General features: G+C 61.2%; 24 protein-coding genes. 15 read left to right on the top strand and 9 right to left on the bottom strand.

Annotation, left to right across the window (positions count from 1 at the left end; translation table 11 throughout):
* The first annotated feature begins 2 nt into the window (after positions 1-2).
* Positions 3-335, top strand: a complete 333-nt coding sequence (locus M516_RS25105; RefSeq protein WP_152523332.1) for a hypothetical protein — start codon at positions 3-5, stop codon at positions 333-335.
* Between the two features lie 35 nt (positions 336-370).
* Positions 371-919 carry a hypothetical protein gene (locus tag M516_RS0102640; protein WP_029097752.1) on the top strand — a complete coding sequence of 183 codons (549 nt, stop codon included), beginning with the start codon at positions 371-373 and terminating at the stop codon, positions 917-919.
* Between the two features lie 108 nt (positions 920-1027).
* Here the strand turns inward: M516_RS0102640 and M516_RS0102635 are convergent, their stop codons facing one another.
* The 6 genes from M516_RS0102635 to M516_RS0102610 all read right to left on the bottom strand — a co-directional run bounded on the left by M516_RS0102635 (position 1028) and on the right by M516_RS0102610 (position 7702).
* The gene (locus M516_RS0102635) at positions 1028-1795 is read right to left on the bottom strand and encodes a hypothetical protein (protein ID WP_029097751.1); all 768 of its coding nucleotides are present in this window, start codon (positions 1793-1795) and stop codon (positions 1028-1030) included.
* A gap of 193 nt (positions 1796-1988) precedes the next feature.
* Complete coding sequence (locus M516_RS0102630; protein ID WP_029097750.1) at positions 1989-2459, bottom strand: GNAT family N-acetyltransferase; 471 nt, start codon at positions 2457-2459, stop codon at positions 1989-1991.
* A 5-nt stretch (positions 2460-2464) separates the two neighbouring features.
* On the bottom strand, positions 2465-3775 hold the full coding sequence (locus M516_RS0102625) for a YheC/YheD family endospore coat-associated protein (RefSeq protein WP_029097749.1): 1311 nt from the start codon (positions 3773-3775) through the stop codon (positions 2465-2467).
* 40 nt (positions 3776-3815) lie between these two features.
* Complete coding sequence (locus M516_RS0102620; RefSeq protein ID WP_029097748.1) at positions 3816-5192, bottom strand: YheC/YheD family endospore coat-associated protein; 1377 nt, start codon at positions 5190-5192, stop codon at positions 3816-3818.
* Positions 5193-5206: 14 nt separating this feature from the next.
* A complete protein-coding gene (locus tag M516_RS0102615; protein WP_029097747.1) occupies positions 5207-6286 on the bottom strand; it encodes a YheC/YheD family endospore coat-associated protein in 1080 nt (359 codons plus the stop codon).
* 6 nt (positions 6287-6292) lie between these two features.
* Positions 6293-7702 carry a YheC/YheD family endospore coat-associated protein gene (locus tag M516_RS0102610; RefSeq protein WP_029097746.1) on the bottom strand — a complete coding sequence of 470 codons (1410 nt, stop codon included), beginning with the start codon at positions 7700-7702 and terminating at the stop codon, positions 6293-6295.
* Positions 7703-7797: 95 nt separating this feature from the next.
* Here M516_RS0102610 and M516_RS0102605 point away from each other — a divergent pair, with 95 nt between their 5' ends.
* A complete protein-coding gene (locus M516_RS0102605; protein WP_029097745.1) occupies positions 7798-8955 on the top strand; it encodes a DUF445 domain-containing protein in 1158 nt (385 codons plus the stop codon).
* Positions 8956-9243: 288 nt separating this feature from the next.
* Positions 9244-10554 (top strand): DRTGG domain-containing protein, encoded by a 1311-nt coding sequence (locus tag M516_RS0102600; RefSeq protein WP_029097744.1) that lies wholly within the window; start codon positions 9244-9246, stop codon positions 10552-10554.
* 88 nt (positions 10555-10642) lie between these two features.
* Here the strand turns inward: M516_RS0102600 and M516_RS25100 are convergent, their stop codons facing one another.
* Positions 10643-10900 (bottom strand): hypothetical protein, encoded by a 258-nt coding sequence (locus tag M516_RS25100; protein ID WP_152523331.1) that lies wholly within the window; start codon positions 10898-10900, stop codon positions 10643-10645.
* 395 nt (positions 10901-11295) lie between these two features.
* Entirely contained in the window at positions 11296-11463 is a 168-nt protein-coding gene (locus tag M516_RS25405; protein WP_156110532.1) for a hypothetical protein, read from the bottom strand.
* Positions 11464-11635: 172 nt separating this feature from the next.
* Between M516_RS25405 and M516_RS0102580 the strand changes: the two genes are divergently transcribed.
* Positions 11636-12247, top strand: a complete 612-nt coding sequence (locus M516_RS0102580; RefSeq protein ID WP_029097743.1) for a DUF2087 domain-containing protein — start codon at positions 11636-11638, stop codon at positions 12245-12247.
* A gap of 182 nt (positions 12248-12429) precedes the next feature.
* Here M516_RS0102580 and M516_RS0102575 read toward each other — a convergent pair whose 3' ends face one another.
* On the bottom strand, positions 12430-12741 hold the full coding sequence (locus M516_RS0102575; protein ID WP_029097742.1) for a YtpI family protein: 312 nt from the start codon (positions 12739-12741) through the stop codon (positions 12430-12432).
* A 178-nt stretch (positions 12742-12919) separates the two neighbouring features.
* Here M516_RS0102575 and M516_RS25860 point away from each other — a divergent pair, with 178 nt between their 5' ends.
* From M516_RS25860 to nrdJ, 10 genes are all read left to right on the top strand, one after another.
* A complete protein-coding gene (locus tag M516_RS25860; protein WP_255309754.1) occupies positions 12920-13000 on the top strand; it encodes a putative holin-like toxin in 81 nt (26 codons plus the stop codon).
* Positions 13001-13275: 275 nt separating this feature from the next.
* Positions 13276-16704 carry a DNA polymerase III subunit alpha gene (locus M516_RS0102565; protein WP_029097741.1) on the top strand — a complete coding sequence of 1143 codons (3429 nt, stop codon included), beginning with the start codon at positions 13276-13278 and terminating at the stop codon, positions 16702-16704.
* A gap of 164 nt (positions 16705-16868) precedes the next feature.
* Positions 16869-18113, top strand: a complete 1245-nt coding sequence (gene ystJ / locus M516_RS0102560) for an NADP-dependent malic enzyme (protein WP_029097740.1) — start codon at positions 16869-16871, stop codon at positions 18111-18113.
* Between the two features lie 96 nt (positions 18114-18209).
* Positions 18210-18881: a FadR/GntR family transcriptional regulator gene (locus M516_RS0102555; RefSeq protein WP_029097739.1), complete on the top strand. Its 672-nt coding sequence runs from the start codon at positions 18210-18212 to the stop codon at positions 18879-18881.
* A gap of 104 nt (positions 18882-18985) precedes the next feature.
* Positions 18986-19168 (top strand): hypothetical protein, encoded by a 183-nt coding sequence (locus M516_RS0102550; protein WP_029097738.1) that lies wholly within the window; start codon positions 18986-18988, stop codon positions 19166-19168.
* Positions 19169-19189: 21 nt separating this feature from the next.
* Positions 19190-20098 carry an acetyl-CoA carboxylase, carboxyltransferase subunit beta gene (accD, locus tag M516_RS0102545; RefSeq protein WP_029097737.1) on the top strand — a complete coding sequence of 303 codons (909 nt, stop codon included), beginning with the start codon at positions 19190-19192 and terminating at the stop codon, positions 20096-20098.
* A 2-nt stretch (positions 20099-20100) separates the two neighbouring features.
* Positions 20101-21057, top strand: coding sequence for an acetyl-CoA carboxylase carboxyl transferase subunit alpha (gene accA / locus M516_RS0102540; RefSeq protein WP_029097736.1), 957 nt, complete (start codon positions 20101-20103; stop codon positions 21055-21057).
* Positions 21058-21304: 247 nt separating this feature from the next.
* Entirely contained in the window at positions 21305-22264 is a 960-nt protein-coding gene (pfkA, locus tag M516_RS0102535; RefSeq protein WP_029097735.1) for a 6-phosphofructokinase, read from the top strand.
* A gap of 41 nt (positions 22265-22305) precedes the next feature.
* Positions 22306-24060: a pyruvate kinase gene (gene pyk, locus M516_RS0102530; protein ID WP_029097734.1), complete on the top strand. Its 1755-nt coding sequence runs from the start codon at positions 22306-22308 to the stop codon at positions 24058-24060.
* A 371-nt stretch (positions 24061-24431) separates the two neighbouring features.
* Complete coding sequence (gene nrdJ / locus M516_RS0102525; RefSeq protein WP_029097733.1) at positions 24432-26687, top strand: ribonucleoside-triphosphate reductase, adenosylcobalamin-dependent; 2256 nt, start codon at positions 24432-24434, stop codon at positions 26685-26687.
* The last annotated feature ends 4 nt before the right edge of the window (positions 26688-26691 follow it).

The raw sequence follows: 26691 nt of genomic DNA, 5'->3' as shown, positions 1-26691 counted from the left end.
GGATGGGACTGCTGTACGATTCGCCTCCAATACGCAAAAAGCTTGGCAAGACGCCAGGCTTTTTTGCTATTCGTCGTGCCGATGGTTGGATGGACGGTAGGCAAGCAGCCAGCAATCCCGCCATTCCCCCTCATGCCTTTCGTGTCTGGGCAGAAACCACTTCTTTGCATGTTCACGGGCGTTCCGGCGGTGGCGGCGGCGAAACGCGTCCGCCCTCCGGCAGCGTTCGCTGTCAGCCGGACCATTCTCCAGGAGGAACCGCGGCGGCATGGACGGAGAGCGTGCAAAATCCAGCGGTTTTCGTGCGCGTTTTTGCCGGTTCTGCGGTACAATGAAAGAAAGAGAAACCACAGGAAGAGGCGACGTGACGATGCGGGATGTCAAACATCGCTATCGGGGGCTGCCGCCCCGCACGCCGGAGATGCTGTACAACATCGTGCGCAAGTTTTACCGGGGAGCGGTCAGCCACTACGACGTGATCCAGGAGAAAAAGGCGGACGTCAGGGAAGCCTGGCTGCGGCGACGGGAGTGCGGCAGCGACCAGGAACTGCGGCAGGCGATGACCACGCTGTTTTTGGAGTTTCACTTGTACGTCACCTGCTGGCTGCAGATTGAGATGGCCCTCTATCGGCTGGCGCGGCAGGACGAGCGTCAGGCGGAGGTGATGGAGCGCTTCCGCGAGACGTTGGAAAAGCACGTGAAGGTGCGGGAGCTGCTGGATGAGACCGAGGCATGCGTCCAGGCGCAGTGGCAGCATGACGGCCCCGGTCTGGCGTGCGTCGAGAGGGACGGATACCGGTTCGGAGACGTGACGTTTACCGTGGACGAGCAGAGCCTTCAAGACCTGCACGCCTTGTATGCGGCGATCATGGCCGCGAGAGAAGCCAATCCCCCCGCCGCGCCGACCGTCTCCGGCTGAGGCTGTCCGGCCCGGCGCCGGGACGGGTATGCTCACGATCAACACGAAAAAACGTGACCGCCAGTTTCGTGACGGTCACGTTTTTCGTTTGTGCCGGTTGTGCCGGAATCAGTAGCTGCCCGGGAAAATGGAGCCGATTTGCTGCGGAGCGTACTGGCCCGCGTTGAGGGCGCGGACTTCCTGCACGTTGGTGCCGGCAAAGCCGGGCTGAAACACGGCTTGCGCGCCGCCGCCAAACAACTGGCCGAACGACTGCTGGGGCTGAGCCTGCTGCGCGTACCCGCCGCCCAGGGATGCGGAATAGCCGCCCTGGTTCTGCTGGCGCACTTCCTGTACGTTGGTCCCGGCGAATCCGGGCTGGAACACGGCTTGGGCGCTGCCGAACGACTGGCCGAACGACTGCTGGGGCTGAGCCTGCTGCGCGTACCCGCCGCCCAGGGATACGGAATAGCCGCCTTGGTTCAGTTGGCGCACTTCCTGCACGTTGGTGCCGGCAAAGCCGGGTTGAAACACGGCCTGCGCGCCCCCCCCGAACGACTGGCCAAACGACTGCTGGGGCTGAGCCTGCTGCGCGTACCCGCCGCTCAGGGACGCGGAATAGCCGCCCTGGTTCTGCTGGCGCACTTCCTGTACGTTGGTCCCGGCGAATCCGGGCTGGAACACGGCTTGGGCGCTGCCGAACGACTGGCCGAACGACTGCTGGGGCTGAGCCTGCTGCGCGTACCCGCCGCCCAGGGATGCGGAATAGCCGCCTTGGTTCAGTTGGCGCACTTCCTGCACGTTGGTCCCGGCAAAACCAGGTTGAAACACGACGTTTGCAGGGGCGCCGACAGATGGAAACTGCTGGTACTGCTGTCCTTGTGTGAAGTGAGTCATGTGTGTTTACACCTCCTGCCATTATCATTTCCAAGGATTAGAAGCTAATGCACGTGACTCCAATTCAAGAGAATTCTCATTTGGAAGAAAACGGGCGCTCCGGCCTGCGCCCGCAAGCGCACTGCCTCCTGATTCTGGCATCATGCCAAGCGAACCGGACAAGGATGGACGGCAAAAAAGCATGCCGGCCCCATCATCCGGCATGCTGTTCCAAATCCTCCGCGCTCCAGCCTCCGAACGCCAGCCACAAGGTGGGCTTTTCGGTAGGGGCAATTCTCGCCTTCACCGGTTGGAACCCGAGCCTGTGAAACAGGGCGAGACTGGGCTCGTTGTCGACGGCCACCCGTACGTACAGCTTGGGCAGCAGACGGCACATGCGCGCCGCGAGCGCCCGACCGATTCCCCGCCTGCGGTATCGCCTGTCGACGACGAGAAGGGAGTGGGTCAGCCCGCAGCGGGCGACGGCAAACACGCCCGCCAGCCGCTTGCCGTCCAAAGCGACCACCAGCGCGGTCTCCTCATCGGCCAGCATCGCCGGGGTCAAATAGTCCAACCAGTTCACGTCCTGCTTGTCGATGCGCCGATCCCCCTGCTGACGCACGAACCGAACCAAGATCGGCTGAACCTGCTGCAGAGAGCGGGGAGACAGGACGACCAGGTTCATCCCCGCTACCCCGCCGCCATTCCCTGGCCGCCGGGAAGGCGGGAGACGTACTGTGCGTAATGGATCAGGTTGGACAGAGAGGAGCGGCGGATGGACGGTTCGTCAAACTTTTCCGGTTTGGCGTTGGCTTCGAAAAACCAGAGCTGTCCCTCCGCGGTCAGTCCCAGGTCCATCGACATTTCCGCCAAGGCTTTGATCTCTTCGTTCAGGGCGCGGGCGATGGTCAGCGAGGTCTCGTTGATCTTCGTTTCAACGGCCGGGGCTTCTTCATGGAACAGGGCGTTCAGCACGGTGGACAGCGGGTGAATCGAACCGCCGCGCGGCACGTGGGTGGTGATGTGCTGCGATCCGGCGCGGCGGATGCCGATCCCGGCGACACACCACTCACCCGTGCCGTTTTTCTGCACCAGGACGCGCACGTCGAACGGCTTTCCCTGAAACAGCGCCCGATTGATCCCCTGCTGCATGATGTATCCCTGTTTCCGCATGTGCCATCTGACGTGTTTCCAGACGGCGTACAGCGAGGAGAAGCGGCGGGTAACCGCTCGTTTTTCCTTCAGCCGCTGCAGGAGCCAGCCGTTCTTTTTCAGTTCCACCCGCATGATGCCCTGCCCGGCTCTGCCCCGTACGGGCTTCAGGTAGACAAACCGGTGCTGGTTGCAGAAGGTTCGGAAGCGGGTGAACGTATCCAGCTTCTTCGTCTCCGGCAAAAAGGGGGCTACCTCGGCGTGGCTGCTGAGCATGCGAAACAGCGCGTGCTTGTCAAAAAAGCAGCGGTTGAACAGCGTGACGTTCTGCAAGTCTTCGATCTGGTCCAGGGCTTTCTTCACGTCGGAGCGCCTTTCCGCCTGACGCGACGGGATGCGGTTGTAGACGACGTGCGGGAACGGCAGCACGGTTTCCAGCCACAGATTCTGCTGTTCGTCGTACAGATAGCCGCGGACGTTTTTCTTCTCCCAGTTGATCCCCTGAGGAGTGAACACGTAGACCAGCGCGCCCAACTTTTTGCCGGAGAGGGAGAGGTCCCTGAAATGATCACGATTGCCGAGAAAGGTCGGTCCGGCGCCGACAGTCAGGATGCCGATCAGCGGTCCGATCTTCAGGGAGTTGTTGACGGTCTTGTAGTTGATGCGGGTGCGGATGCGGCCCGGCTGCGGCTTTGGATTGCCCAGGTGAAGCCGTTTTTTGCAGTCAAACGGCCCCAGGCTGGCGATCAACTGCCGGTGACTGCTCGGCGTGAGCGCTTGTCGCGGGACGTGCAAAAACCATCGGCCGCTGGGGAGGATGGTCAGCCACCCGGAGCGCTGTTGGGGCATGGGTGTTTCCTCCTTCCTGTACGGTGGTTCGCCTCACCACTCAAAAGTTGGCCAGGTAGCAGCTGTAGTCGACAAGCAGGCGGCGGGATTCCTGGTCCGCCTGTTTCAGCCGGGCGTGTTTGAAGATGGACCGCCCCGGCTTGGAATTGGCTTCAAACATCCAGACGTGGCCGTGGGTGTCGATCCCCATGTCCAGTCCCAGTTCGCCCATGTCCGTCCCTCTCGCCTGTTCGAGCGCGGTGGCGATGAGGATGGCGGCCCGGGTGATGCGTTCCACCATCAAGTCTTTCTGTTTGCCGAACAGGTGGGTCAGCAGTTCGTCTCCCGGAATGACGGTTCCGCCGGTGCGGACGTGGGTGGTGACGCTGCCGGAGCCGGCCACTTTGGCCGCCATGCAGGAGACGACCCAGTTGTTCTGTTGGTTCTTGTGCAGGTGGACGCGGAAGTCAAACGGCCGGCCGTCAAACGTCAGGAGCGAGATGCCCTGTTGGGCCAGGTAGGAGCCGACGCGGCGGGTGCGGAAAACGTGCTGGTACAGCGAGGAGAGCTTGGCAAAGCGCCGCTTGACGTTTCTGCTGCCGGTGTGGTAGGAGACGTCATATCCGCGCCCCGGTTGGCGGACGATCTTGACGATGCCGTACCCCAGACTGCCGTTTTTCGGCTTCAGATAGACGATCGGGTACTTCCGCAAAAGCGTTCGGAGCGTCTGCAACGACGGCGAGGAATAGGTTTCCGGGATGTGCTCGTTCACTTCGGGATTGGGGTAGAGGATCTGATGCACGGTCCACTTGTTGAAAAACCCCTGGTTAAACATCGGCAGGTTGGCGGAGTGGGCCAGCTTGTATTTGAATTCCTGAACGGCTTCGTGGCGCTCCATCGTCCGGGAAGGAATGCGGTCGTAGACGACGTCGGGCAGGGCGGTGTTCATTTTCCGCCAGACGTACCCGCCCTGCTTGGTTGGGCGCAAGAACCAGGCGTCCACGCGGTGATGGTCCCAGTTTACATCGTGCGGGGAGAAGATAAAGTAAAAGACGCCTTTCCCCTCTTGAGCCTGCAGCAGGTTGTAAAAGAACGAGGTGCGCCCTCCGATCGGCTGGCGGGAATTGCTGCGCAGCCCGGTGGTGACGATGCCGATGGAGGGGCCGATGCGCAGGGTGTCATCTTCCCATTTGAGGTGGATCAGCCCGCCGTGCGGAATGCCCAGCTCGGCTTTCAACAGGCTCGTGATCTTGACCACATTGCTGTCCGGGTTTCGCCGGTCCTGAAAGACGGTGGCGACCACTTCCCGTTTCCCCAGCGAGATCTTGATCTTTTGACGGGGACGTAGCTGCAGCTTTTGGAAGAGGTGGGGCGGCAGGATAATGCCCGAGACATGCGGGTAGGACAGGAAGCGGAGCCGCACTCTGATCGATTCCATGCGTTGTTTACCTCCTACATGCTTTTCATGAGATAGCGGGCGTAGCGAACCGGATGCGTGATGGAGTGGAGCCGGGCCTTCGGATCGTCGATCATGCGGAACACGGTCCGTCCCGGCCTGCTGTTTACCTCGATGATCCAGACGCTGCCCGCCGTGTCGATGCCGACGTCGATCCCCAGCTCCACCAGCCGGCCGTGCACCCGCTCCAGAAAGGGAGGGAGCTCAGCCGCCAGGCGGTCGATCTGCTGTTTGATGCGGGCTTGCGTCTTCGGTTGGTAATGCCGGGCGAGAAAAGGACCCAGCGGCACAGCCTTGCCGCCTCCGTGGAGATTGGACGTGATGCTGCGCTTATCGCCCAGCCGTACGGCTTTTCCGGTTGTTTCCCACGTACCGAGGCCGTTCTTTTGCACCAAAACGCGCACGTCAAACGGCGTCCCGTCCGGCGTGTGCAGCGACAGATACGGCTGGACCAGAAACGTCCGCCCCGCGGTAAAGCCGGTGACGAAGGTCTTCAGCCCTTCTACCGTGCGGATCGTGCGGGAAAACGGCTCGTTTTTCCGATCCCGCCCGGCAATCTCGTAGCCGTTGGGGGTGGGAACGATCCGCACCACGCCGGAACCGTGCGTGCCGGCGATCGGTTTGATCACGGCCGAGCCGTGCGTTTCCAGCATCTCCCGCAGCGCGGACATGGTCAGGATCTCGGTCGGAGGAAGCCACGCGGCCAACTCCGGCGACTTGCTCAGCATCTGGTGGACCTGCCACTTGCCGGAGAGACCGTGGCCCAGGAACGTGATCTGCGGATCGTTTTGCAACTTTTCCACGAATGGTTTATAGTGGCGGTATGACGGACCGACAAAACAGCGGTCGTAGATGACGGCCGGCAGCGGAAAGGTGCCGCTGCGCCAGGCGCCGTCACGATATTCAAACCCGGCGACGGTACGGGATGCAAAATCGACCTGGCGCGGAGAAAAGACAAAGACGTGGATGCCTGCCTTGCGTCCGATCAGCGTCAGTTTTTTGTAATACGCTTTTTCCTGAAAATGGGGGCCGTGGCATCGGGTCATAATGCCCAGGCTTTTTTGGTTTGACGTCATGGAGGGTCACCTTCGTCTGATTTTCTTGCCTTTACTTTTTTTGGCTGTCCGGGGAAACCCGCACAAATAGGCGGCGTAATCCAGCATTCGCAGGACGGATGGACGCGCGCGCCGGGGAGGGGCTTCCTCCCTGGCCGCCAGCGGTACCGTGTTGGCCGATTTGGAGGGCTTGCTGTTTATTTCCAGGAGCCAGACCCGGCCGCGGATATCGACGCCGAGATCCACGCCGAATTCCGCGTACCGGCCGGAGAGCGACTGCTCCAGCAGCCGGGAGAGCTTCAGAGCGACGCTACGGAGCGTCGCGACGGTCGGACGCGTACCCGCTGCCCAGGGGCCGCAGATGCGCAGAGCCTGGGCGGGACCGATCATCGCTCCGCCGCGCGAGACGTTGGAGACGACGCTGTTTTGGCCCAGACGTGCGACCATCGACGTGACGACCCATTCGCCTCTGCGGTCTTTTTGCACCAGCACGCGAAAGTCGGCGGGGCGCTGCTGGATGCCGATCAACGGCAGCCCCTGCTGCAGCAGGTACGGCTTTCCGTTTGTCCGGCTCAGCAGGTATTGATGCAGGCCGGAAATGCTCGAAAATGCTCTGGCCGCGCCGCCGGGCCGGGTCGTCTGATACCCGCCGCCCGTGCGCCGCAGGCGGATGATGCCGCGTCCCATGCTGCCGTTTGTCGGCTTGGCGTAGACGGTCCTGTGTCTCTCCAGCATCTGTTTCAGATCCGTCAGACCGTAATAGCGGACCGTCCGGGGCAGATGTTCGGCGGCGGCCGGCTCGTTTTCCAGAGCTGTGTGAACGTGCCACTTATTGAGAAATTGTTCGTTGAAAAACGGGATGTTGAATTCCTTGCACCGCTGGATCCATTCGCCCATGGCCTCGCTTTGCTCCCGCTTCCGGGAGACGAGCCGGTTGTAGATGCATTGAGGCAGCGGCAGCACCGTTTGCCTCCATTCTCCGCTGCGGCGGATCATGCCGCGGACGATCTGCTGATCCCAGTTGACGTCCTGCATGCGAAACGCGCAGACGATCCCGCCGCGGCGGCTGCAGACGTCCGCCATCTCGTTGAAGAACGAGGTGAACGGACCAAATGGGGCGGCCGGGGACTGGGTGTCGTAGCGGGAGACCAGAACGCCCAGATAGGGGCCAAAAACAAGACGCTGCTGGCTCGCGTAAAAACGTGCCAGCAGGGGAACTCCCGTAGGCAAATGCAGCGTGTGGGCCAGTGAGGGGCGAATCAGGGTGAGGCCGCTTCGTTCCATGCCCTTTACGCGGGCGCAAGCCGTCTTGCAGCCAAACTGGACGGTGAGCGTCGACGGAGCGAGCTTCCACTTGCGCAGGCACGCCTGGGGCAGATACAAATCGATGTCCGTCTTGGGATCGTACGATTGCAGAACCGTCGGAACGTAAGACATGGCAATCCCCTTCCCATCAGACATGAAGTTAGTCTATTTTATGAGCAGGCATATACTTTGGTTCCATGGAGGAAAAAGAGAGGGCGTTTGCATAGATGAATGCGTGGATAGTGTTGCTGATGAACGTGGCGGTCGGTTCCGCCATTGGCGGCGTGACAAACGAGTTGGCGATCCGCATGCTGTTTCGCCCGCACAAGCCGTGGAAGATCGGCGGGTGGCGGGTACCGTTTACGCCCGGATTAATTCCCCGCCGGCGGGATGAGATCGCCGTCCATATGGGGCGGCTGGTGGAAGAGTACCTGCTGACCACCGAGGGCATCAAACGGGCGCTGGCCCGAAGCGGGATGGAGAACACCTTGAACACCTGGCTGACTGGCGTGGCCGACAGATGGTGCGCGGACGGCCGCACCCTGCGTGAGTTTCTGCACGCTGCCGCTCCCGGGCTGTTGGCCGAAGACGGCGGCGTAAGCGAAAGCGTGCGCCGTCCGCTTCACCTGCGGTGGCAGGCGTTTGTCGACGAGCTGATTCATCATTATGAACAGAAGCGGCTGCGCGAGCTGATCCCCGCGGAGGGGATGGCCCGGATCGACACGGCGCTGGAGGATGTCAGCCGCCTCCTGCTGGAGCGTTTCCGCGCCTATCTGCATTCACCCGACGGTCAGCAGACGGTACAGCAGATGCTGCGCGGACTGCTCGGCGGAGGGGGCATGTTTGGCGGATTGGTCGGCATGTTTCTGACGGACGAGAAAATCGCCGGCAAGCTGCTGCCCTACCTGGACGACCTGCTGGCCCATCCGGAACTGGCGGATCGCCTCAACCGCTTTTTGCGCCAGGAAGCGGACAAATGGCTGGACAAAACCGTGCGGGAAGTGCTTGACTGGATCGGAGCGGAGCAGGTGGAAGCGTGGTCGTCTGCCCTTTTTGCCAAACTGGAGGAGCAAGGCGTCCGGCTTCTGGACAAGCCGCTGGGCCATCTGCTGTCCCCGCTGAGGGAGACGGTGGCGGGCCAGGTGATTCCCCGGCTGGCACGCTGGATGGTGGAGACGGTGGAGCACAACGTGGAGCGGCTGCTTCACAAACTCTCCATCCGCGACATCGTCACCAGGCAGGTGGAGGGCTTCCCGATCGAGCGGATTGAGGAGATGATCGTGGGGATTTCCGGACGGGAGTTTCGCATGATCACCATTCTCGGGTTTATCCTCGGAGGCGTCATCGGACTGGTGCAGGGGCTGTTGGCCGCCTTGTGGGGATAGCGATGCGTCCTGCTCTCCGGCCATGACCATCTGAAACGAAACTGTAAAGCCGCTGTAATCTTTCTGTAATATTCCCGGGGTAAGATAAAGACACGATGAAAACCCCCTTAATGATATACTTTCTGCCGGAGTAGCCGCAAAGCTACTCTTTTTTTTTACCCGGCCATCAGGTATAGTGAACCCAGGAGAGTACCTGAACATCCCGGGTTGGCCGGTCCCGGCGGCAGCGCGTGCCGGGGCCATCCGTACCGCCGTGGAAGCAAAGGATGGAGGGTGGGTACAAAACGAATGGCAACCAAACACGAGCAGATTCTTCAATATATCGACCGTCTTCCGATCGGTACGAAGATCTCCGTGCGCCAGATCGCCAAGGATCTGGACGTGAGCGAAGGCACCGCCTACCGGGCGATCAAGGAAGCGGAAACACAGGGCTACGTCAGCACCATCGAGCGCGTCGGAACGGTGCGGATCGAGAAAAAGCAAAAGGAGAACATTGAACGGCTGACGTTTGCCGAAGTGGTCAACATCGTCGACGGCCACGTCGTGGGCGGCCGCGAGGGGCTGCACAAAACGCTGAACAAGTTCGTCATCGGCGCCATGCAGTTGGAGGCGATGATGCGCTACATCGACGCGGGCAGCCTGCTGATCGTGGGGAACCGCTACCAGGCGCACAAAATCGCCCTGCAGCAGGGGGCCGCCGTCCTGATTACCGGCGGCTTCGACACCAGCGAAGAAGTAAAGCAGTTGGCCGACCGGCTGGCCCTGCCGATCATCTCGTCCAGCTATGACACGTTTACCGTCGCCTCGATGATCAACCGGGCCATTTACGATCGGCTGATCAAAAAAGAGATCGTCATGGTGGAAGACATCCTGAAACCGCTGGCGGAGACGCCCGTGCTGCTCCCGACGGACACGGTCGCCAAGTGGCACCAGTACACGGAGCTGTATCAGGACACCCGCTTTCCCGTCGTGGACGAGCAGATGCGGCTGATCGGGATCGTCACGTCGAAAGACATCATCGGCCACGAGGAGACAGCGACGATCGACAAGGTGATGACAAAAAATCCGATCACCACTTCGCCGCGCGTCTCCGTGGCCTCCTCCGCGCATCTGATGGTGTGGGAGGGCATCGAACTGCTGCCGGTCGTGGACAACTACCGCAAGCTGGTCGGCGTGCTCAGCCGCAACGACGTGCTGAAGGCCCTGCAGTACACGGCCAAGCAGCCGCAGATGAGCGAGACGTTTCCCAACCTGATCATGTCTCACTTCCGCGAGGAGCGGCAGGGAGAGCAGCTCGTCTACCAAGGGGAAGTGACGCCCCAGATGACCAACCACCTGGGGACGATCGCCAGCGGCATCATGACCACCGTCATGGTGGAAGCGGCGTGCAACCTGCTGCGCCTGCACCGGCGCGGGGACATGGTGCCGGAGAACATCACCGTCTACTTTTTGAAGCCGGTGCAGATGGAGAGCCAGATCGAGGTGCGGCCGCGCCTCATGGACATCAGCCGCCGCTTCGGCAAGGTGGAAGTCTCCGTGTACCACGGCGACCAGCAGGTGGGCCAGGCGATGGTGACGGCGCAGATCATCGATCGGTAATCAATCGGAATCACGAAAAAAAGGTCGTCCGGACGGCAGTGCCGCGGACGGCCTTTTTGGCTTGCAGGCGGAGGGTGTCCGAGGAAGGCTAACGGCTGGCCGGGTCCGGCCGGGACATGTGGAAACAGCAGGCAAACACCCAGTACGAACACGTCACAAACAGCATGAACACCCCGATGAAGTGGACGGCAACGGGCTCTGCCAGCGCCTGCAGGGAATCGCGGAGGATCGCTCCCACGGCAGCATCGTCCAGGTCAGCCGCCGCCGAACCGTCCAGATCAGGCGGATGGCCGTCGCCGCCAGCAGCGGAATCCAGGCCAGGGCCAGGTTGGGTTTGATCAGCCACAGATAGCTGGTGCTCGACATCGTCTGCATGCGGTGCCACAGCAGCAGGGCGCAGGCCGCCGACGCCGCGCCCAGCGCGAAAAGCAGACAAACAGACGCTTTTTGTGATGGATGAGCGTACGCAACGGTTTTCGCCTCCTACTGTCCCGGACAGGTATGTTCCTTACGCGGCCGCATATACGTTTGTTCACCGGGACCTGTACAATGTCAATTGGTGAGGTTATCTGTACGAAGACAGAAAAAAGTTGAGCAGTCCGACTGCGACGAAAAAACCGAGCAGCCCAATCAGGAAATAACCTATATACAGAATGATTCGGTAGGGGGATTGATTGCGCATGGTTGTCCACCTTCCCTTGCGTATTGCGGCAGCCGCTTGGCTGTCACCGCCCGTTTTGCTTACGGGCACGGGCTGTGCCAATTTCCGTGGGTTGCGCCATACAGCATCGCTTCCTCCTGGTAGTGCTTCGCGGAACACTGATCCCGATCGGGCAGAATGCCGGAGCGGCGGAACTTCCAGGCACAGGCGATGAGACCGAGCGCCAGGGAGCCGAGGACGTACATCATGATCCCGTCACCATCCTTTTTCCAGTTCTTACTGGTATATACGTGCTGACCGGCCCGGACGTTTCGCGGTCCGCATTGACAGCGGAGAAAAAGCGGCTTATGTTTAGGATTAGACAATCATCTAATGTAATGGACACGATATACACGATAGAAACGGAAGGAGGGGGTTCCCGTGCAGCTGGAAAAGCTGGTCACCTTTTACAAAGCGCTGGGAGACCCGACCCGTCTGCGCATCGTCGCGCTCCTGGCGAACGGTCCGCTGCACGGCCAAGCGCTGGCCGGCAAGCTGGGCGTCACCCCGCCCACCATCACGCACCACATGGCAAAGCTGCGCGAGGCCGGGATCGTCTATGAGCGGCGGGATAAAAACACGATTTACTTTACCCTGCACGAGACCAATCTGACGCGCAAATCGCAGGCGCTTCTGACCCTGCTGGACAAGGCGAAAGGAACGGAAGGAGCGGCAGAGATGGAGGAGTCGGACGAGAAGTGGGCGGCGGAGAAAATGCAGGTGATCCGCCATTTCTTCACGGCGGACGGCAGGCTGAAGCACATCCCGACGCAGCGGAAGAAAAAGCTGATCGTCTTCGAACACATGGTGCGGGGACTGGAGCGGGGACGAAAGTACGAGGAGCGGGAAATCAACGAGTACATCCGCCGCTTCCACGACGATTACGCCACGATCCGGCGCGAATTTGTGATGAACCACTATATGTACCGGGAGAACGGCATCTACGAGTTGAATCCCCCGGAGATGTGGGCCAAGGCGGAAGACCTGCGCTGAAGAGCGGAGCGGCTGCGAAAGCGGCGCAAACAAAAAAGGACAACCGTCGGCACCTGGCACTCCGGTTGTCTGAAGCAAGAATGTCACACAGGCTCATTATACGCAGGAACAACGATTTTGGCCAGAAAAAATGAATGGGAACGGAGGAAAAACGTTCCCATGGCAGGCTCGGCCGCAGACGGCTACGAGCCTTTTTTCAGTTCCGCCTGCCACGCGGCGCGGTAGTGGAGGAAGTTGCGCGTGCCGAGAAACAGGTTGACGCCGCCGACAAACAGGAGCAAGAGGGCGATCACGACGCGGATCGTGTCCAGCGGTTCAAACGTCAACTGGTTCAGTCCCAGCAGGGTGACCAGCACGCCGAGCGACATGTTCATCTTGCCCAGGGTCATGCGCGACGCCAGCGGGTGCATCCCGCGCTGACGAGCGGTAATGCTGTAGTACACGCTGGCCACCAGGGAAGCCAGCACTCCGGTTACATAGGTCGCAAACCACATGCATGGATTCATCCTCTCCTGCGATCTGGTACTATCCTACCAAAGTTTGCGAAAGCGGGCAAACCGGACAGGGGAATGTTTGTTCCCGTCCGGTTTTGTGGTATAATTTTCTTGTACAATAGTACACCGGTTCGCAAAGGGCGGCTCTCCCCATCCCTGCGAGAAAGGGGGTGACGCGATGACGGTATACCAAGCGTTGAGTCTGATGCTGACGTTCGGTACCCTAGTTGTCTTGCTCCTGACGAACAAAAAGAAGTAGGCCGCGCGTGAGTCCGACAGCTCCGCGACCTACTCCTCTTCCAACGGGCCGTTCCCTTTGCGGAAACGTCTATTGTGCGATGACCGGAGCGCGGCAACGCTTCGGTCTCTTTCGTTTGATTCCCGTTCCACGGCCGTTGCCGGCAAGGGAACCCCTTTCTTTCACTATACCCCTGCGGGGAGGGATTGTAAAGCCCGCGCCTGCCGCGACGGGGCCGGGATGGAGTATAATGAAAGAAAACGACAACGGGACGGAACAAGAGAGGAAGGAACGCGATGACCCCCTTTGTCCATCTGCACGTGCATACGGAATACAGCTTGCTTGACGGCGCGGCCCGCATCGAGGAACTGGTGCGCCGGGCGGTGGAGCTGGGCATGCCGGCCCTGGCGATGACCGACCACGCCAACCTGTACGGCGCCGTGCCGTTTTACAAGGCCTGCCGGGACGCCGGCATCAAGCCGATCATCGGCATGGAGGCGTACGTCATCGAAGGAAACCTGCAGGATCGCGTGCGCAATGCCCCCGCACCGTACCATCTCGTGCTGCTGGCGGAGAACGACCGCGGCTACCGCAACCTGCTCAAGCTGGCTACGCTGGCCAACACGGAGGGCCACTTCATCCTCCCCCGGCTGAACAAGGAGGCGCTGGCCCGCTACAGCGAAGGGCTGATTGCGCTGAGCGCCTGCCGGGAGGGGGAGGTGGCCCGGCTGCTGCTCGCAGGCGATATCGAGGGGGCCCGCCAGGCGGCGCTCTGGTATCGGCAGGTGTTCGGCGCCGACCGGTTTTACCTGGAGCTGCAGGACCACGGGCTGGAGATCGAACGCAGGCTGAATCAGCGGCTGCTCCGCCTGGGGCAGGAGACGGGCATTCCGCTCGTCGCCACCAACAACGTGCACTACGTCTACCGGGAACAGCACCGGCAGCATGACATTTTGCTGGCGATCGGCGAGGGCAAGACGGTGGACGAGGAGAACCGGTTTCGCTACGAGACCGACGAGTACTACCTGAAAAGCGGCGACGAGATGGCCCGCCTGTTCGCCTACGCGCCGAAAGCGCTGGCCAACACGGCCGCCATTGCCGAGCGCTGCCAGTGGCACCTGTCGTTTGGCCAGCACATTTTGCCGAAATTTCCCCTGCCCGCCGGACAGGAACCGACGGCTTTCCTGCGGGACCTGTGCGAACGGGGCTGCCGCGAGCGCTACGGGGAAATCACGCCCGAGGTGCGCGAGCGGCTGGAACACGAGCTGGCGATCATCACGCGGACCGGCTTTACCGATTACTTTCTGATCGTCTGGGATTTCATGCGCCACGCCCATGAGCAGGGCATTCCGACCGGGCCGGGACGCGGTTCGGCGGCGGGCAGCCTGGTGGCCTATGCGCTGAAGATCACCAATGTCGATCCGCTCCGCTTCAGCCTGCTGTTTGAACGGTTTCTCAACCCGGAGCGGGTGACGATGCCGGACATCGACATCGATTTTTCCGTGGAGCGGCGGGACGAGGTGATCCGCTACGTGGCCGACAAGTACGGGCATGACCGGGTGGCCCAGATCATCACGTTCGGAACGATGGCGGCCCGGGCGGCCGTTCGCGACGCGGGGCGGGCGCTGGGTCTGTCGCTTGGCCTGGTGGACCGGGTGGCCAAAATGATCCCGCAGTCTCCCGGCATGACCATCGACAAGGCGTTCCAGCTCAATCCCGAGCTGGGCAAGCTGTGCGAGACGAACAGCCAGGCGAAGCAGTTGATCGAGGCGGCCAAGGGCGTCGAGGGGCTGCCCCGTCACGCTTCCACTCACGCGGCCGGCGTGGTGATCGCGCCGGAGCCGCTGACCGAGTACGTGCCGCTGCAGACCGGCAGCGAAGGATTGGCCTTGACCCAGTACCCGATGGAAGCGCTGGAAGAGATCGGGCTGTTGAAGATGGATTTTCTCGGCCTGCGCAACCTGACGATCATCCAGGAGACGCTGCGCCACCTGCGGGAACAGGGCATCGACCTCGACCTGGAGCGGATTCCCCCCGACGACGCCAAGACCTTCCGGATGCTCAGCCGCGGCGAGACGACGGGGATCTTTCAACTGGAATCGGCGGGGTTCCGCAGCGTACTGCGCGAGCTGAAGCCGACCAGCCTGGCCGACATCGTCGCCGTGCTCGCCCTCTACCGGCCGGGGCCGATGGAGATTATCCCGCAGTACATCCAGGCCAAGCACGGCGAAACCCAGGTGCACTACGCCCACCCCGACCTGGAGCCGATCCTGAAAGAAACGCACGGCTTCATGATCTACCAGGAGCAGATCATGCAGATCTCCTCCAAGCTGGCCGGGTTCAGCCTGGGAGAAGCGGACATTTTGCGGCGGGCGGTGGGCAAAAAGAAACGGGAGCTGCTGGCCGAGCAGCGGGAGAAGTTCGTCGCCGGCTGCGTCAAGCAGGGCTACGGGGAGCGGCTCGGCAACGAGATCTACGACCTGATCGTGCGCTTCGCCGACTACGGCTTCAACAAGGCGCACTCGGTCGCCTACGCGATCATCGCCTACCAGATGGCCTACCTGAAGGCCAACTATCCGCTCGCCTTCATGGCCGCGCTGCTGTCGCTGTCCATCGGCAGCCAGACGCGCATTGCCGAGTACACCGAAGAAGCGCGCCGGCTGCGGCTGACCGTGCTGCCTCCGGACGTCAACGAGAGCCAGGCCTTCTTTACCGTGGAGCAGGAGGCCATCCGCTTCGGACTGGCCGCGGTCAAAAACGTCGGCTACGGCGCCATCGACTCGATCGTGCGGGAGCGGGCCAAACGGCCGTACCGCGACCTGTTTGACTTCTGCGCCCGGGTGGACGGCAGGCTGGTCAACCGGCGGGTGGTCGAATCGCTGATCCTCTGCGGCGCGCTGGATTCGCTGCCCGGCCACCGCAGCCAGCTCATGGTGCTGCTGGACGAGGCGATGGGCAAAGCGACGGGCAGGCGGCAGGAGCGGGACGCCGACCAGCTCAACCTGTTTGCCGGAGAGGACGGAACGGAGCCGGCGCGTCCGCCGTCCGAGTACCCCGACGTGCCCCCGTTCTCCCGCAGCCAGCGGTTGAAAGAGGAGCGGGAACTGCTCGGCGTCTACCTGTCCGGCCATCCGCTGGACCAGTTCGCCCACCTGGTCAACCGGCCGGAGGTGCACGCCGTCTCTTCGCTGGCCGAGTGCGCCCGGGACCAGACGGTAAAAGTGGTGGGCATGATCGTCGAAGAGCGGCGGATTCAGACCAAAAAAGGGGAACCGATGGCTTTCGTCACGCTGGAGGACAAAACTGCCCAGGTGGAGATGGTCGTCTTTCCGAAGGTGTACGCCAAATACGCCGGCCTGTTGGCGCGGGAGCGGATCGTCGTCGTGGAAGCGCGGGTGGATCATCAGGACGACGCGGTGAAGCTGCTGGCCTCCCGCATGTGGGATGCCGAAGCGCTGCCCAGGCCGTCGACGGAACCGGTGCTGTTTGTCAAAATTGCGCCGGAACAGGAGCGCGATTCGACGCTGCACCGGCTGCAGCGGCTGTTTGTCGAAAAAAAAGGAACGATTCCCGTCGTGCTGTACTACGAAGGAAAAAAGCAGACGATTCGCCTGCCGGACGCGATCCGCGTTGAGGTTGATGAGTCCTTTTTGGAGCAAGCGCGAGCAATTGTGGGAAGTGACAGCGTAATCCAGAAAGAATTGCCTGTAAACTGGGGAGGATGAACCAAGTCCTCCCTTTTTCGCCGTTTTCGGCAGCTTTACAGGAGAATGGGTTTTGTTATAATGGGGACATACGCAGAAAAGTGGTCTGACCACTTAGGTTCGATATAGATAAGTGAAACAGATAACCAAGCGATACCAGACATACATGAAATGGAGTGGTACTTGTGTCCAATTTGCGAGAGGATGCGCTGGAACTTCACCGGAAGCACAGGGGGAAACTGGAGGCGGTCACCAAGGTGCCCGTACGCAACGCCCGCGATCTGAGCCTGGCGTATTCGCCGGGGGTGGCGGAGCCGTGCAAGGAGATCTTTGACGACGTGTCCAAGGTGTACGACTACACGATGAAAGGCAACCTGGTAGCCGTGGTCAGCGACGGCACCGCCGTGCTCGGACTGGGCAACATCGGCCCGGAAGCGGCCATGCCGGTCATGGAAGGCAAGGCGGTCCTGTTCAAGTCGTTTGCCGGCGTCGACGCCTTCCCGATCTGCCTGAACACCACCGACGTGGACAAGATCGTGGAGACGGTGAAGCTGCTGGAGCCCACGTTTGGCGGCGTCAACCTGGAAGACATCGCCGCACCCGCCTGCTTTGAAATCGAGGAGCGCCTGAAAAAGGAAACCAACATCCCGATTTTCCACGACGACCAGCACGGCACGGCCATCGTAACCGCAGCCGGTCTGATCAACGCGCTGCGCGTGGTGAACAAAAAGCTGGAGGACATCCGCGTGGTGACCAACGGGGCCGGAGCGGCCGGCATCGCCATCATCAAGCTGCTCCTGTCCATGGGCGTCAAAGACGTGATCATGTGCGACACCAAGGGAATCGTGTACGAAGGACGTCCCTTCGGCATGAACCCGGTCAAGGAAGAAATGGCGAAAATCACCAACCGCAGCAAAAAGCAGGGTGATCTGGCCGAGGCGATGAAGGGCGCCGACGTATTCATCGGCGTATCCGTGGCCGGCGCCGTCACCCAGGAGATGGTCCGGTCGATGAACCGCGATCCGATCATCTTTGCGATGGCCAACCCGGTTCCGGAAATCATGCCGGAGGAAGCAAAAGCGGCGGGTGCTGCCGTCGTCGGCACGGGCCGTTCCGACTTCCCCAACCAGGTGAACAACGTCCTGGCGTTCCCGGGCATCTTCCGCGGCGCGCTGGATACCCGCGCCACCAACATCAACGAAGAGATGAAACGAGCGGCGGTTTACGCCATCGCCGATCTGATCTCGCCGGAAGAGCTGTCTGCCGACAAGGTGATTCCGGCGCCGTTTGACCCGCGCGTCGCTCCCCACGTGGCGGCTGCGGTGGCGAAGGCGGCGATGGAGAGCGGCGTGGCCCGCATTTCCGTCGATCCCGAAGAGGTCAAGGAAAGAACGGCGAAACTGGCCGCCATCTCGCTGCAAGAGGCGTAATCCCGGCCGTACGGGAACAACGATGAACACCCTCCCAACCGTGCGAGCGGTCGGGAGGGTGCTTCGCCGTAGACAGTCAATAAGGAGGGTGGAAAGGTGCTCGATTCTGCGCAAGAGCGAAAAGTGTACGAGGGCATTCTGCTGCAGATCCATGAAATCGTTCGGGAAAAAAACTTGCGCCCCGGCGACAAGCTGCCGTCCGAACGGGAGCTGTCCGAACAGTTGGGAGCGGGCCGTTCCTCCGTCCGGGAGGCGCTTCGGGCCCTGGAACTGCTGGGACTGATTGAAACCCGCCGGGGAGAAGGCACCTTTTTGAAGCACTACCGTCACAACCGCCTGATTGACATTCTCGGCTACTTTATCCTGCGGGACTACAAGACGAAAAAAGACCTGATCGAGATGCGCCGGATTCTGGAGCTGGAAGCGGTGCGGCTGGCCTGCCGGCGCGCCACAGACAAGCACTTTGAAGAGATGGAGCGGATCCTGAAAGCGGCGGAGGAGCGCGTGGAGCGCGGCGAGGTTCCCACCGAGGAAGACTACCAGTTTCACCGCGTCATCTGCCGATCCAGCCGCAACTCCATCCTGCATCGCATCTGGGCGCCGCTCGTCGAGTACAGCGACAGCGTCCGCAGCGAATCGCTGGGACGCGAAGGCCGGGCCCGCACCGCGCTGGCGGAGCACCGTCGGATCATGGAAGCCATCCGCGAGGGAGACGAAGCACTGGCGGTGGAGAGGATGAGGGAGCACCTGGAAAACAGCAAGCTCTAGGCGAGCGCCCCGCCTTGTCCGCGCCCTCCCCCGATTTGCGACGAGCGCTGGCGCTGTGATATGATGATGCAGACCTGTTTTGGACGATGAAGGAGGTTGCCAGCATGTGGACGGTCATCTACATCGCTCCTAGCGCAAAAATCGCGGAACGGATACAGCAACGTTTGACAGATGAAGGATTCCTGGTCAAGGTTCGCGAGGCGAAGGTTTCGAAGCAGTACGAGATTCTCGTGCCCGAAAGCGAAGTTCACGAAGTCCAGGAAGTACTCGGCACGATCCTTCACTGACCAGAAAGGTGAGGTGTAACTGTGCTTAAAGACCTGTTCGGGAAGAAGCGAAAGTTCGCGACTGTCCCCGCGGAGACGTTTGCGCGCGTTCCCGCCGGCGCTGACGGCGCCAAAGTGACGGGACCCAAGGAAAAGGAAGTTCCCGAGGGACTGATGAATAAATGCCCGCACTGCGGGACCATACACTACTCCAAGGACCTGGAGAAAAACCTGCGCGTCTGCAAAGGCTGCCAGTACCATTTCCCCATGTCCGCTCCCGAGCGCATCCAGTCGCTCCTGGATGACGGGAAGCTGACCGAGGAGTTCGACGCGGACCTGATCACCGCCAATCCGCTCGGCTTTCCCGGTTATCTGGAGAAGCTGGAACAAGACATGAAAAACACCAATCTCAACGAGGCGGTCATCACCGGCGAGGGCGTGCTCGGAGGCAACCGCATCATCATCGGCGTGATGGACTCCCGCTTTCGGATGGCCAGCATGGGCTCGGTCGTCGGCGAGAAGATCACCCGGGCGATCGAGCGGGCCGTGGAGCGGCGTCTGCCGTTTCTCCTCTTCTCCGCGTCCGGTGGGGCGCGGATGCAGGAAGGCGTGCTCAGCCTGATGCAGATGGCCAAGACGAGCGCGGCGCTGGCCCGGCTGGACCGGGAGCGGCTCTTGTTCATCTCCGTGCTCACCAACCCGACATACGGCGGGGTGACCGCCAGCTTCGCCTCGCTCGGCGACTACAACATCGCCGAACCGGGCGCGATGATCGGGTTTGCCGGTCGCCGCGTGATTGAGCAGACGGTTCGCCAGGAGCTGCCAAAAGATTTTCAGACGGCGGAATTCCTGCTGAAGCACGGACAGCTCGACATGGTGGTGCATCGCAAGGACATGCGGACCACGCTGGCCAAACTCGTCGAGCTGCACACGATTCGGGAGGGAGTGTAGAGATGGCAGGCGAACTTCCCTTTGAAAAGCCGCTGGTGGAACTGCAGGAAAAGATCAAGGAACTGCGCAGGTTTACCGAGGAAAAAGGCATCGATTTTTCGGATGAGGTCGTTCGTTTGGAGAAAAAGGCCAAGGATCTGGCCGAGCAGATTTACGGCAATCTGACGCCGTGGCAGCGCGTGCAGATCGCCCGCCACCCCGAGCGGCCCACGACGCTGGACTACATTCATCATATCTTTACGGATTTTCTGGAAGTGCACGGCGACCGCTGTTTCGGCGATGATCTGGCGATTGTCGGCGGAATCGCCAAACTGGACGGCCGTCCGGTCACGGTGGTCGGCCACCAGAAAGGAAAAGACACCAAGGAAAACATCAGCCGCAACTTCGGCATGGCTCATCCGGAAGGTTACCGCAAGGCGCTGCGGATCATGCAGCAGGCGGACAAGTTCGGCCGCCCGATCATCTGCTTCATCAACACGTCGGGGGCGTATCCCGGCAAGGCGGCGGAGGAGCGCGGCCAGAGCGAAGCGATTGCCCGCAACCTGCGGGAGATGGCGGGCTTCCGCGTTCCGATCATCTGCGTGGTGATCGGCGAAGGCGGCAGCGGCGGCGCCTTGGCCATCGGCGTCGGCAACCGCGTCTACATGCTGGAGAACTCCACCTACTCGGTCATTTCGCCGGAGGGGGCGGCGGCCATTCTCTGGAAGGACGCCAGCCTGGCGATGCGCGCGGCGGAAACGATGAAGATCACCGCGCCCGACCTTTTGGAGCTGGGCGTGATCGACGGGATTATCGAGGAGCCGTTTGGTGGCGCCCACCGCGATGTGGTCCAGCAGGCCAGCCATGTCAAGGCGAAGCTGCTGGAAGGATTGGAACAGCTCGACCGTTTGAGCCCGGAACAACTGATACAGGATCGTTACGAAAAGTTCAAACAGATCGGCGCCTACGCCTCCCTCTGATCCAGAGGAGGCGTTTTTGGCTTTTTTCTGCGCGGGAAATCTGCTACAATCGTATTCGAATGCGGGATTTGTCAGATCTTTCAAAAAGTATGGCACATATTCCGCAATGAGTGTAACAGATATAAATGTGGAACTGATACAGCATGTTTCAAACGCGTTTTGGCACATACTGTTTCCGTTTCAAGACATGCTAATGACGATAAGAAGGGTCGTTGAGCCTTTGTTTACGACAGGAGAGGTGGTTTCCATGCAGAAAATCGCAGTTTTGACCAGCGGCGGGGATTCTCCGGGGATGAACGCGGCCGTTCGCGCCGCCGTGCGCCGCGCCGCCTATCACGGCGTGCAGATGTACGGGGTGTACCACGGGTACGAAGGGCTGATGCGCGGCCATATCCAGGAGATGACGCTGGGATCCGTCGGGGACATCATCCATCGGGGCGGAACCATCCTCTATTCGGCCCGCAGTGAAGAGTTCAAGACGGAGGCAGGCCAGGAGAAGGCGGTTCGCCAACTGCACAACCACGGCATCGAAGGATTGATCGTGATCGGTGGCGACGGCTCCTTCCGCGGAGCGCAGAAGCTGACGGAAAAGGGCATCCCCACCATCGGCGTGCCCGGTACCATCGACAACGACATTCCGTGCACCGATTTCACCATCGGGTTTGACACCGCGCTCAATACGATTGTGGAAGCGATCGACAAAATCCGCGACACCGCCACTTCGCACGAGCGCACCTACATCATCGAGGTGATGGGGCGCGACGCCGGAGACCTGGCGCTGTGGGCCGGTCTGGCCGCAGGCGCGGAGTCGATCATCATTCCGGAAGCGGAACAGGACATGGACGACATCATCGAACGGCTGCACGCCGGACACCGCCGCGGCAAGAAGCACTCGATCATCATCGTGGCGGAAGGCGTCGGCAGCGCCGCCACCTACGCGGAGGAAATCAAGCAGCGGACCGGCTGGGAGACCCGCGTGACCGTGCTCGGCCATATCCAGCGGGGCGGTTCACCGACCGCGTTTGACCGCATGCTGGCCAGCCGCATGGGCGCGGCGGCCGTGGACCTGCTCCTGGAAGGAAAGCGGGACCGAATGGTCGGCATCCGCAACAACCAGATCGTCGACGTCGATTTCAAGGAAGCGTTGTCGCAAAAGCACCAGCTCGACTTGTCCGTCTATCAGTTGGCGCGCACCCTGTCCATTTAGAGCGGCGGGAATGACAGCTTGTTTCATAGGAGGGACGCACAGTGCTGCGTAAGGCGAAAATCGTATGTACCATCGGACCGGCTAGCGAGTCGGTCGAGACGCTGAAAAAACTGATTCACGCCGGCATGAACGTGGCCCGGCTCAACTTTTCCCACGGTTCGCACGAGGAGCATGCCGCCCGGATCGCCAACATCCGGCAGGCGGCCGAAGAGACGGGCAAGCAGGTGGCCATCCTGCTGGATACCAAGGGACCGGAAATCCGCACCGGCTTGCTGGCCGTGGATGCGGTGGAACTGCAGGAGGGCGGAACGATCGTGCTGACCACGGAGGACGTGCCCGGCACGGCGGAACGCGTATCGATTACGTATGCCGATCTGCCGCGCGACGTGAAGAAGGGCGACACCATCCTGATCGACGACGGGCTCATCGGCCTGACCGTGGAAGCGGTGGAGGGCCATGAGATCGTCTGCCGCATCAAGAACGGCGGCACGTTGAAAAGCAAAAAGGGCGTCAACGTGCCGGGCGTCAAGATCAACCTGCCGGGAATTACGGAAAAGGACGCGCAGGATATCGAATTCGGCATCCGGCAGGGCGTCGACTTTATCGCCGCCTCGTTTGTGCGCAAGGCGTCCGACATCCTGGAGATTCGCGAAATCCTGGAACGCCACGGCGTCCGCATCGACATCATCGCCAAGATTGAAAACCAGGAAGGCGTGGACAACGTGGACGAGATCCTCGCCGTTTCCGACGGCCTGATGGTGGCCCGCGGCGACCTGGGCGTGGAAATCCCGGCGGAGGAAGTGCCGCTGGTACAGAAAAAGCTGATCAAGAAGTGCAACGAGCTGGGCAAACCGGTCATCACCGCAACGCAGATGCTCGACTCGATGCAGCGCAATCCCCGTCCCACCCGGGCGGAGGCGAGCGACGTGGCCAACGCCATCTTTGACGGCACGGACGCGATCATGCTCTCCGGCGAAACGGCGGCCGGCAAGTATCCGGTGGAGTCGGTGGAGACGATGAACCGGATTGCGCTCAGAGCGGAGCAGGAGCTGAACTACCGGGAGATCCTGTACAACCAGGCGCTGCAAAAGCAGGTGACGATTACGGACGCGATCAGCCAGGCCGTGGCCAACGCCGCGCTCGACCTGGACGCCGCGGCCGTCATCACGGCGACGGAGAGCGGCCATACCGCGCGCATGGTCTCCAAATACCGGCCCAAAGCGCCGATCGTCGCCGTCACGCCGCACGCCGACGTGGTGCGCCGCCTCGCGCTCGTCAACGGGGTCTACCCCGTGCTCGGGCCGATGGCCAACACGACCGACGAAATGCTGGAGATGTCCGTGCAGCAGGCGCTGGAGGCGGGGTATGTCCGCCACGGCGACCTCGTGGTCATCACCGCAGGCGTGCCGGTGCGTGAAGTGGGCACCACCAACCTGATGAAGATTCACGTCATCGGCGATATTGTGGCGAAGGGACAAGGCATCGGCCGCAAAGTGGTGACCGGCCGGGTGGCGGTCGCCCGCTCGGCGGAGGAAGCGCTGGAGAAGATGCAGGAGGGCACCATCCTCGTGACGATTGGCACGGATTCGGACATGATCGGTGCATTTGAAAAGGCGGGGGCGGTCATTACCGAGGAGGGCGGACTCACCTCTCACGCCGCCATTGTCGGGCTCAACCTCAACGTCCCGGTGATCGTCGGCGTCGCGCGTGCCACGGAACTGTTGAAAGACGGCCAAATCGTCACCGTCGACTCCGAACGCGGCCACATTTACACCGGACATGCCCGAGTGCTGTAAAAAAGTGCCGGAAACACCCTGAATCTGGGAGGGGGTGATGGACAGCGTCACCCTCTCTTTCCCATACCGTTTTTTCGGAAAAAAGCTTCCTTCCTGCCCTGTCCGCACTGCTTTCGCGGGCAGGGCGGTTTCCATTTCGGGCACCATAAGTGCAGGAGGGGGCTGAAAAACGACAGAAAATCTGCTACAATGAGGACTTCCCGAACGTGTTTTCTCCCGGCAGGCGAACAGCCTTGTCAAGTCCCTTTTTTCACAAAAACACTACATATTGTGTTGTCGAAAAATATTGCACACAACATATAGAAAAAACTATTGAGTTTTTGCTGGAAAAAGAGTTAACTAGAGATGATAGCATTGAAGGAGGAACCGACATGTTGGCAACAGAGACGAGAACCCGTTTTTTGCGGGATGAATTTCTTGACCGTTACCCCGATTTCCCGCCGCACATGAATGCGCTGGGGCAATTTGTCTACTATCGGACGTATTCCCGTTTTCTCCCGGAAAAAGGCAGGCGGGAGACCTGGAAAGAAACCTGCCGCCGCTCGGTGGATTACAATATCAAGCTGGCCTACCAGCATCTGCAAAAGATCGGGCTGACCCCCGACCTGCGCGAACTGGAGAAGGAAGCGGAGGGACTGTTTGACAACATGTTCAACCTCAGGCAGTTCCTGTCCGGCCGTACCCTCTGGGTGGGCGGAGCGGAAAACGGCGTAGCCGATTTGTATCCGCTGGCAAATTTCAACTGCTCCTTCCTGAACATCAAGTCGTGGGAGGACCTGTGCGACCTGTTCTACCTGCTGCTGGTGGGGACGGGCGTCGGCTTCAAGTGCACGAAGCAGATGGCGGAAGGACTCGCGCCGATCCGCACCAATGTCACCCTGCTCTCTTCGGAGTACAAGCCCCTGCCGAAACACCAGCGGCTGGAGCGCTCCGAACTGAAGGTGCTGGAAAACGGCTACGCCAAAATCTACGTCGGCGACAGCAAGGAAGGCTGGGTGGAGTCGCTGCGCCTCTACCTGGACATCCTGACGAAAAAGGAATACGAGCACATCCATACCGTGAAGATCTCCTACAACAGCGTCCGCCCCAAAGGGGAGCGGCTGAAGCGCTTCGGCGGCACGGCCAGCGGCCACGAACCGCTCCGCGAGATGTTCGAGGGCATCGACAAGGTGCTGAAAAACCAGATCGATCCTCATCTGGCGCCGATTGAAAGCGACGAGAAGGGCTACGGCAAGGTTCGTCCGATCCACATTCTCGACATCGGCAACCTGATCGGGGCCAACGTCGTGGTGGGCGGCGTGCGCCGCACGGCGGAGATCTTCCTGTTTGACCACGACGACTACGAGTGCCTGTTTGCCAAATACGGCATCAACGGATTCTGGACGGAAGAGCAGCTCGACCATCACCGCAAAGTGGGCGAACTGTTGGGCGACCGGAAACCGTCCTGGTTTGACACGATTCAAAAGGTGGGGGACGGCCGCTTTGGACTGGACCACCGCCGCATGTCCAACAACTCCATCGCCTTCACGCAAAAGCCGAGTCGGGAGTTTTTGCACCTCGTCTTCACGATGATGCAGTTGGAAGGCGAACCGGGCTTCATCAACCTGGAAGAGGCGAACCGGCGCCGTCCCAACGCGGAGGGGCTCAACCCGTGTGCGGAAATTCTGCTCGACTCCTACGGCGTCTGCAACCTGACCACCGTCAACCTGGTGCAGTTCGTCAAGGAAAGCCCGGACGGCTCCAAATACCTGGACCTGGACGGCCTCCTGGACGCGCAGCGCAGATCGGCCCGCGCCGGACTGCGCATGACGCTGGTCACCCTGGAACTGCCCCACTGGGACAGGGTGCAGCAGCGTGACCGTCTGCTCGGCACGTCGCTGACCGGGGTAAAGGACGCCATCGCCTCGCTCGGATACACCGAGGAGCAGGAAGTGGAACTGCTCCGCCTGCTCGGCAAAACCGCGCGCGAGGAAGCGAACCGCTACGCCTACGAGCTGCGCGTCAACGCGCCGCTCCTGGTGACCACGGTGAAACCGGAGGGCACGCTCTCCCAGGTGGCCGGCGGGGTGTCCAGCGGTCTGCACTGGTCCCATTCGCCGTACTACATCCGCCGCATCCGCATCAACGCCGAAGACCCGCTGGCGAAGGCGGTTCAGGCGTTGGGCTGGAGGGTCCATCCGGAAGTGGGCACGCCGGGCGAAACACACGAGGAGCGCATGGCCAACGCCCGCACGCTGGTGATCGACTTCCCGGTGGCTTCCGGAGCCAAGGAAACGAAGGACCAGGTCAGCGCCAGACGGCAGTTTGAGACGTATTTCCGCTTCCAGAAGGAGTATACGGAGCACAACTCCTCCAACACGATTACCGTTCGGCCGGAAGAGTGGGGCGAGGTGGAAGAGATCGTCTACTCCAATTGGGACAATTTCGTCGGCGTGTCGTTCCTGCAGCTCGACGGCGGCACGTACCAACTGGCTCCGTACGAAGCCTGCACCAAAGAGGAGTACGAAGCGCTGAAAGCGTCGATGAAGCCGTTTGACCCGGCCATCCTGCAGCAGTTCGAGACAGGCGGCGACGCCGACCTGTCGACGGCGGAATCGTGCGAATCCGGCGCGTGCCCGATCCGCTAACGCC

Origin of the sequence: Brevibacillus thermoruber 423, from assembly GCF_000454065.1 — a bacterium.
Classification (GTDB): domain Bacteria; phylum Bacillota; class Bacilli; order Brevibacillales; family Brevibacillaceae; genus Brevibacillus; species Brevibacillus thermoruber.
This window is presented reverse-complemented; position numbering and strand designations above follow the sequence as displayed.

Bases quoted from the DNA above. Each gene is read 5' to 3' on its own strand.
- M516_RS25105 (WP_152523332.1), top strand. From the start codon at position 3: ATGGGACTGCTGTACGATTCGCCTCCAATACGCAAAAAGCTTGGCAAG.
- M516_RS0102640 (WP_029097752.1), top strand. From the start codon at position 371: ATGCGGGATGTCAAACATCGCTATCGGGGGCTGCCGCCCCGCACGCCG.
- M516_RS0102635 (WP_029097751.1), bottom strand. From the start codon at position 1,795: ATGACTCACTTCACACAAGGACAGCAGTACCAGCAGTTTCCATCTGTC.
- M516_RS0102630 (WP_029097750.1), bottom strand. From the start codon at position 2,459: ATGAACCTGGTCGTCCTGTCTCCCCGCTCTCTGCAGCAGGTTCAGCCG.
- M516_RS0102625 (WP_029097749.1), bottom strand. From the start codon at position 3,775: ATGCCCCAACAGCGCTCCGGGTGGCTGACCATCCTCCCCAGCGGCCGA.
- M516_RS0102620 (WP_029097748.1), bottom strand. From the start codon at position 5,192: ATGGAATCGATCAGAGTGCGGCTCCGCTTCCTGTCCTACCCGCATGTC.
- M516_RS0102615 (WP_029097747.1), bottom strand. From the start codon at position 6,286: ATGACGTCAAACCAAAAAAGCCTGGGCATTATGACCCGATGCCACGGC.
- M516_RS0102610 (WP_029097746.1), bottom strand. From the start codon at position 7,702: ATGTCTTACGTTCCGACGGTTCTGCAATCGTACGATCCCAAGACGGAC.
- M516_RS0102605 (WP_029097745.1), top strand. From the start codon at position 7,798: ATGAATGCGTGGATAGTGTTGCTGATGAACGTGGCGGTCGGTTCCGCC.
- M516_RS0102600 (WP_029097744.1), top strand. From the start codon at position 9,244: ATGGCAACCAAACACGAGCAGATTCTTCAATATATCGACCGTCTTCCG.
- M516_RS25405 (WP_156110532.1), bottom strand. From the start codon at position 11,463: ATGATGTACGTCCTCGGCTCCCTGGCGCTCGGTCTCATCGCCTGTGCC.
- M516_RS0102575 (WP_029097742.1), bottom strand. From the start codon at position 12,741: ATGTGGTTTGCGACCTATGTAACCGGAGTGCTGGCTTCCCTGGTGGCC.
- M516_RS25860 (WP_255309754.1), top strand. From the start codon at position 12,920: ATGACGGTATACCAAGCGTTGAGTCTGATGCTGACGTTCGGTACCCTA.
- M516_RS0102565 (WP_029097741.1), top strand. From the start codon at position 13,276: ATGACCCCCTTTGTCCATCTGCACGTGCATACGGAATACAGCTTGCTT.
- M516_RS0102550 (WP_029097738.1), top strand. From the start codon at position 18,986: ATGTGGACGGTCATCTACATCGCTCCTAGCGCAAAAATCGCGGAACGG.
- accA (WP_029097736.1), top strand. From the start codon at position 20,101: ATGGCAGGCGAACTTCCCTTTGAAAAGCCGCTGGTGGAACTGCAGGAA.
- pfkA (WP_029097735.1), top strand. From the start codon at position 21,305: ATGCAGAAAATCGCAGTTTTGACCAGCGGCGGGGATTCTCCGGGGATG.
- nrdJ (WP_029097733.1), top strand. From the start codon at position 24,432: ATGTTGGCAACAGAGACGAGAACCCGTTTTTTGCGGGATGAATTTCTT.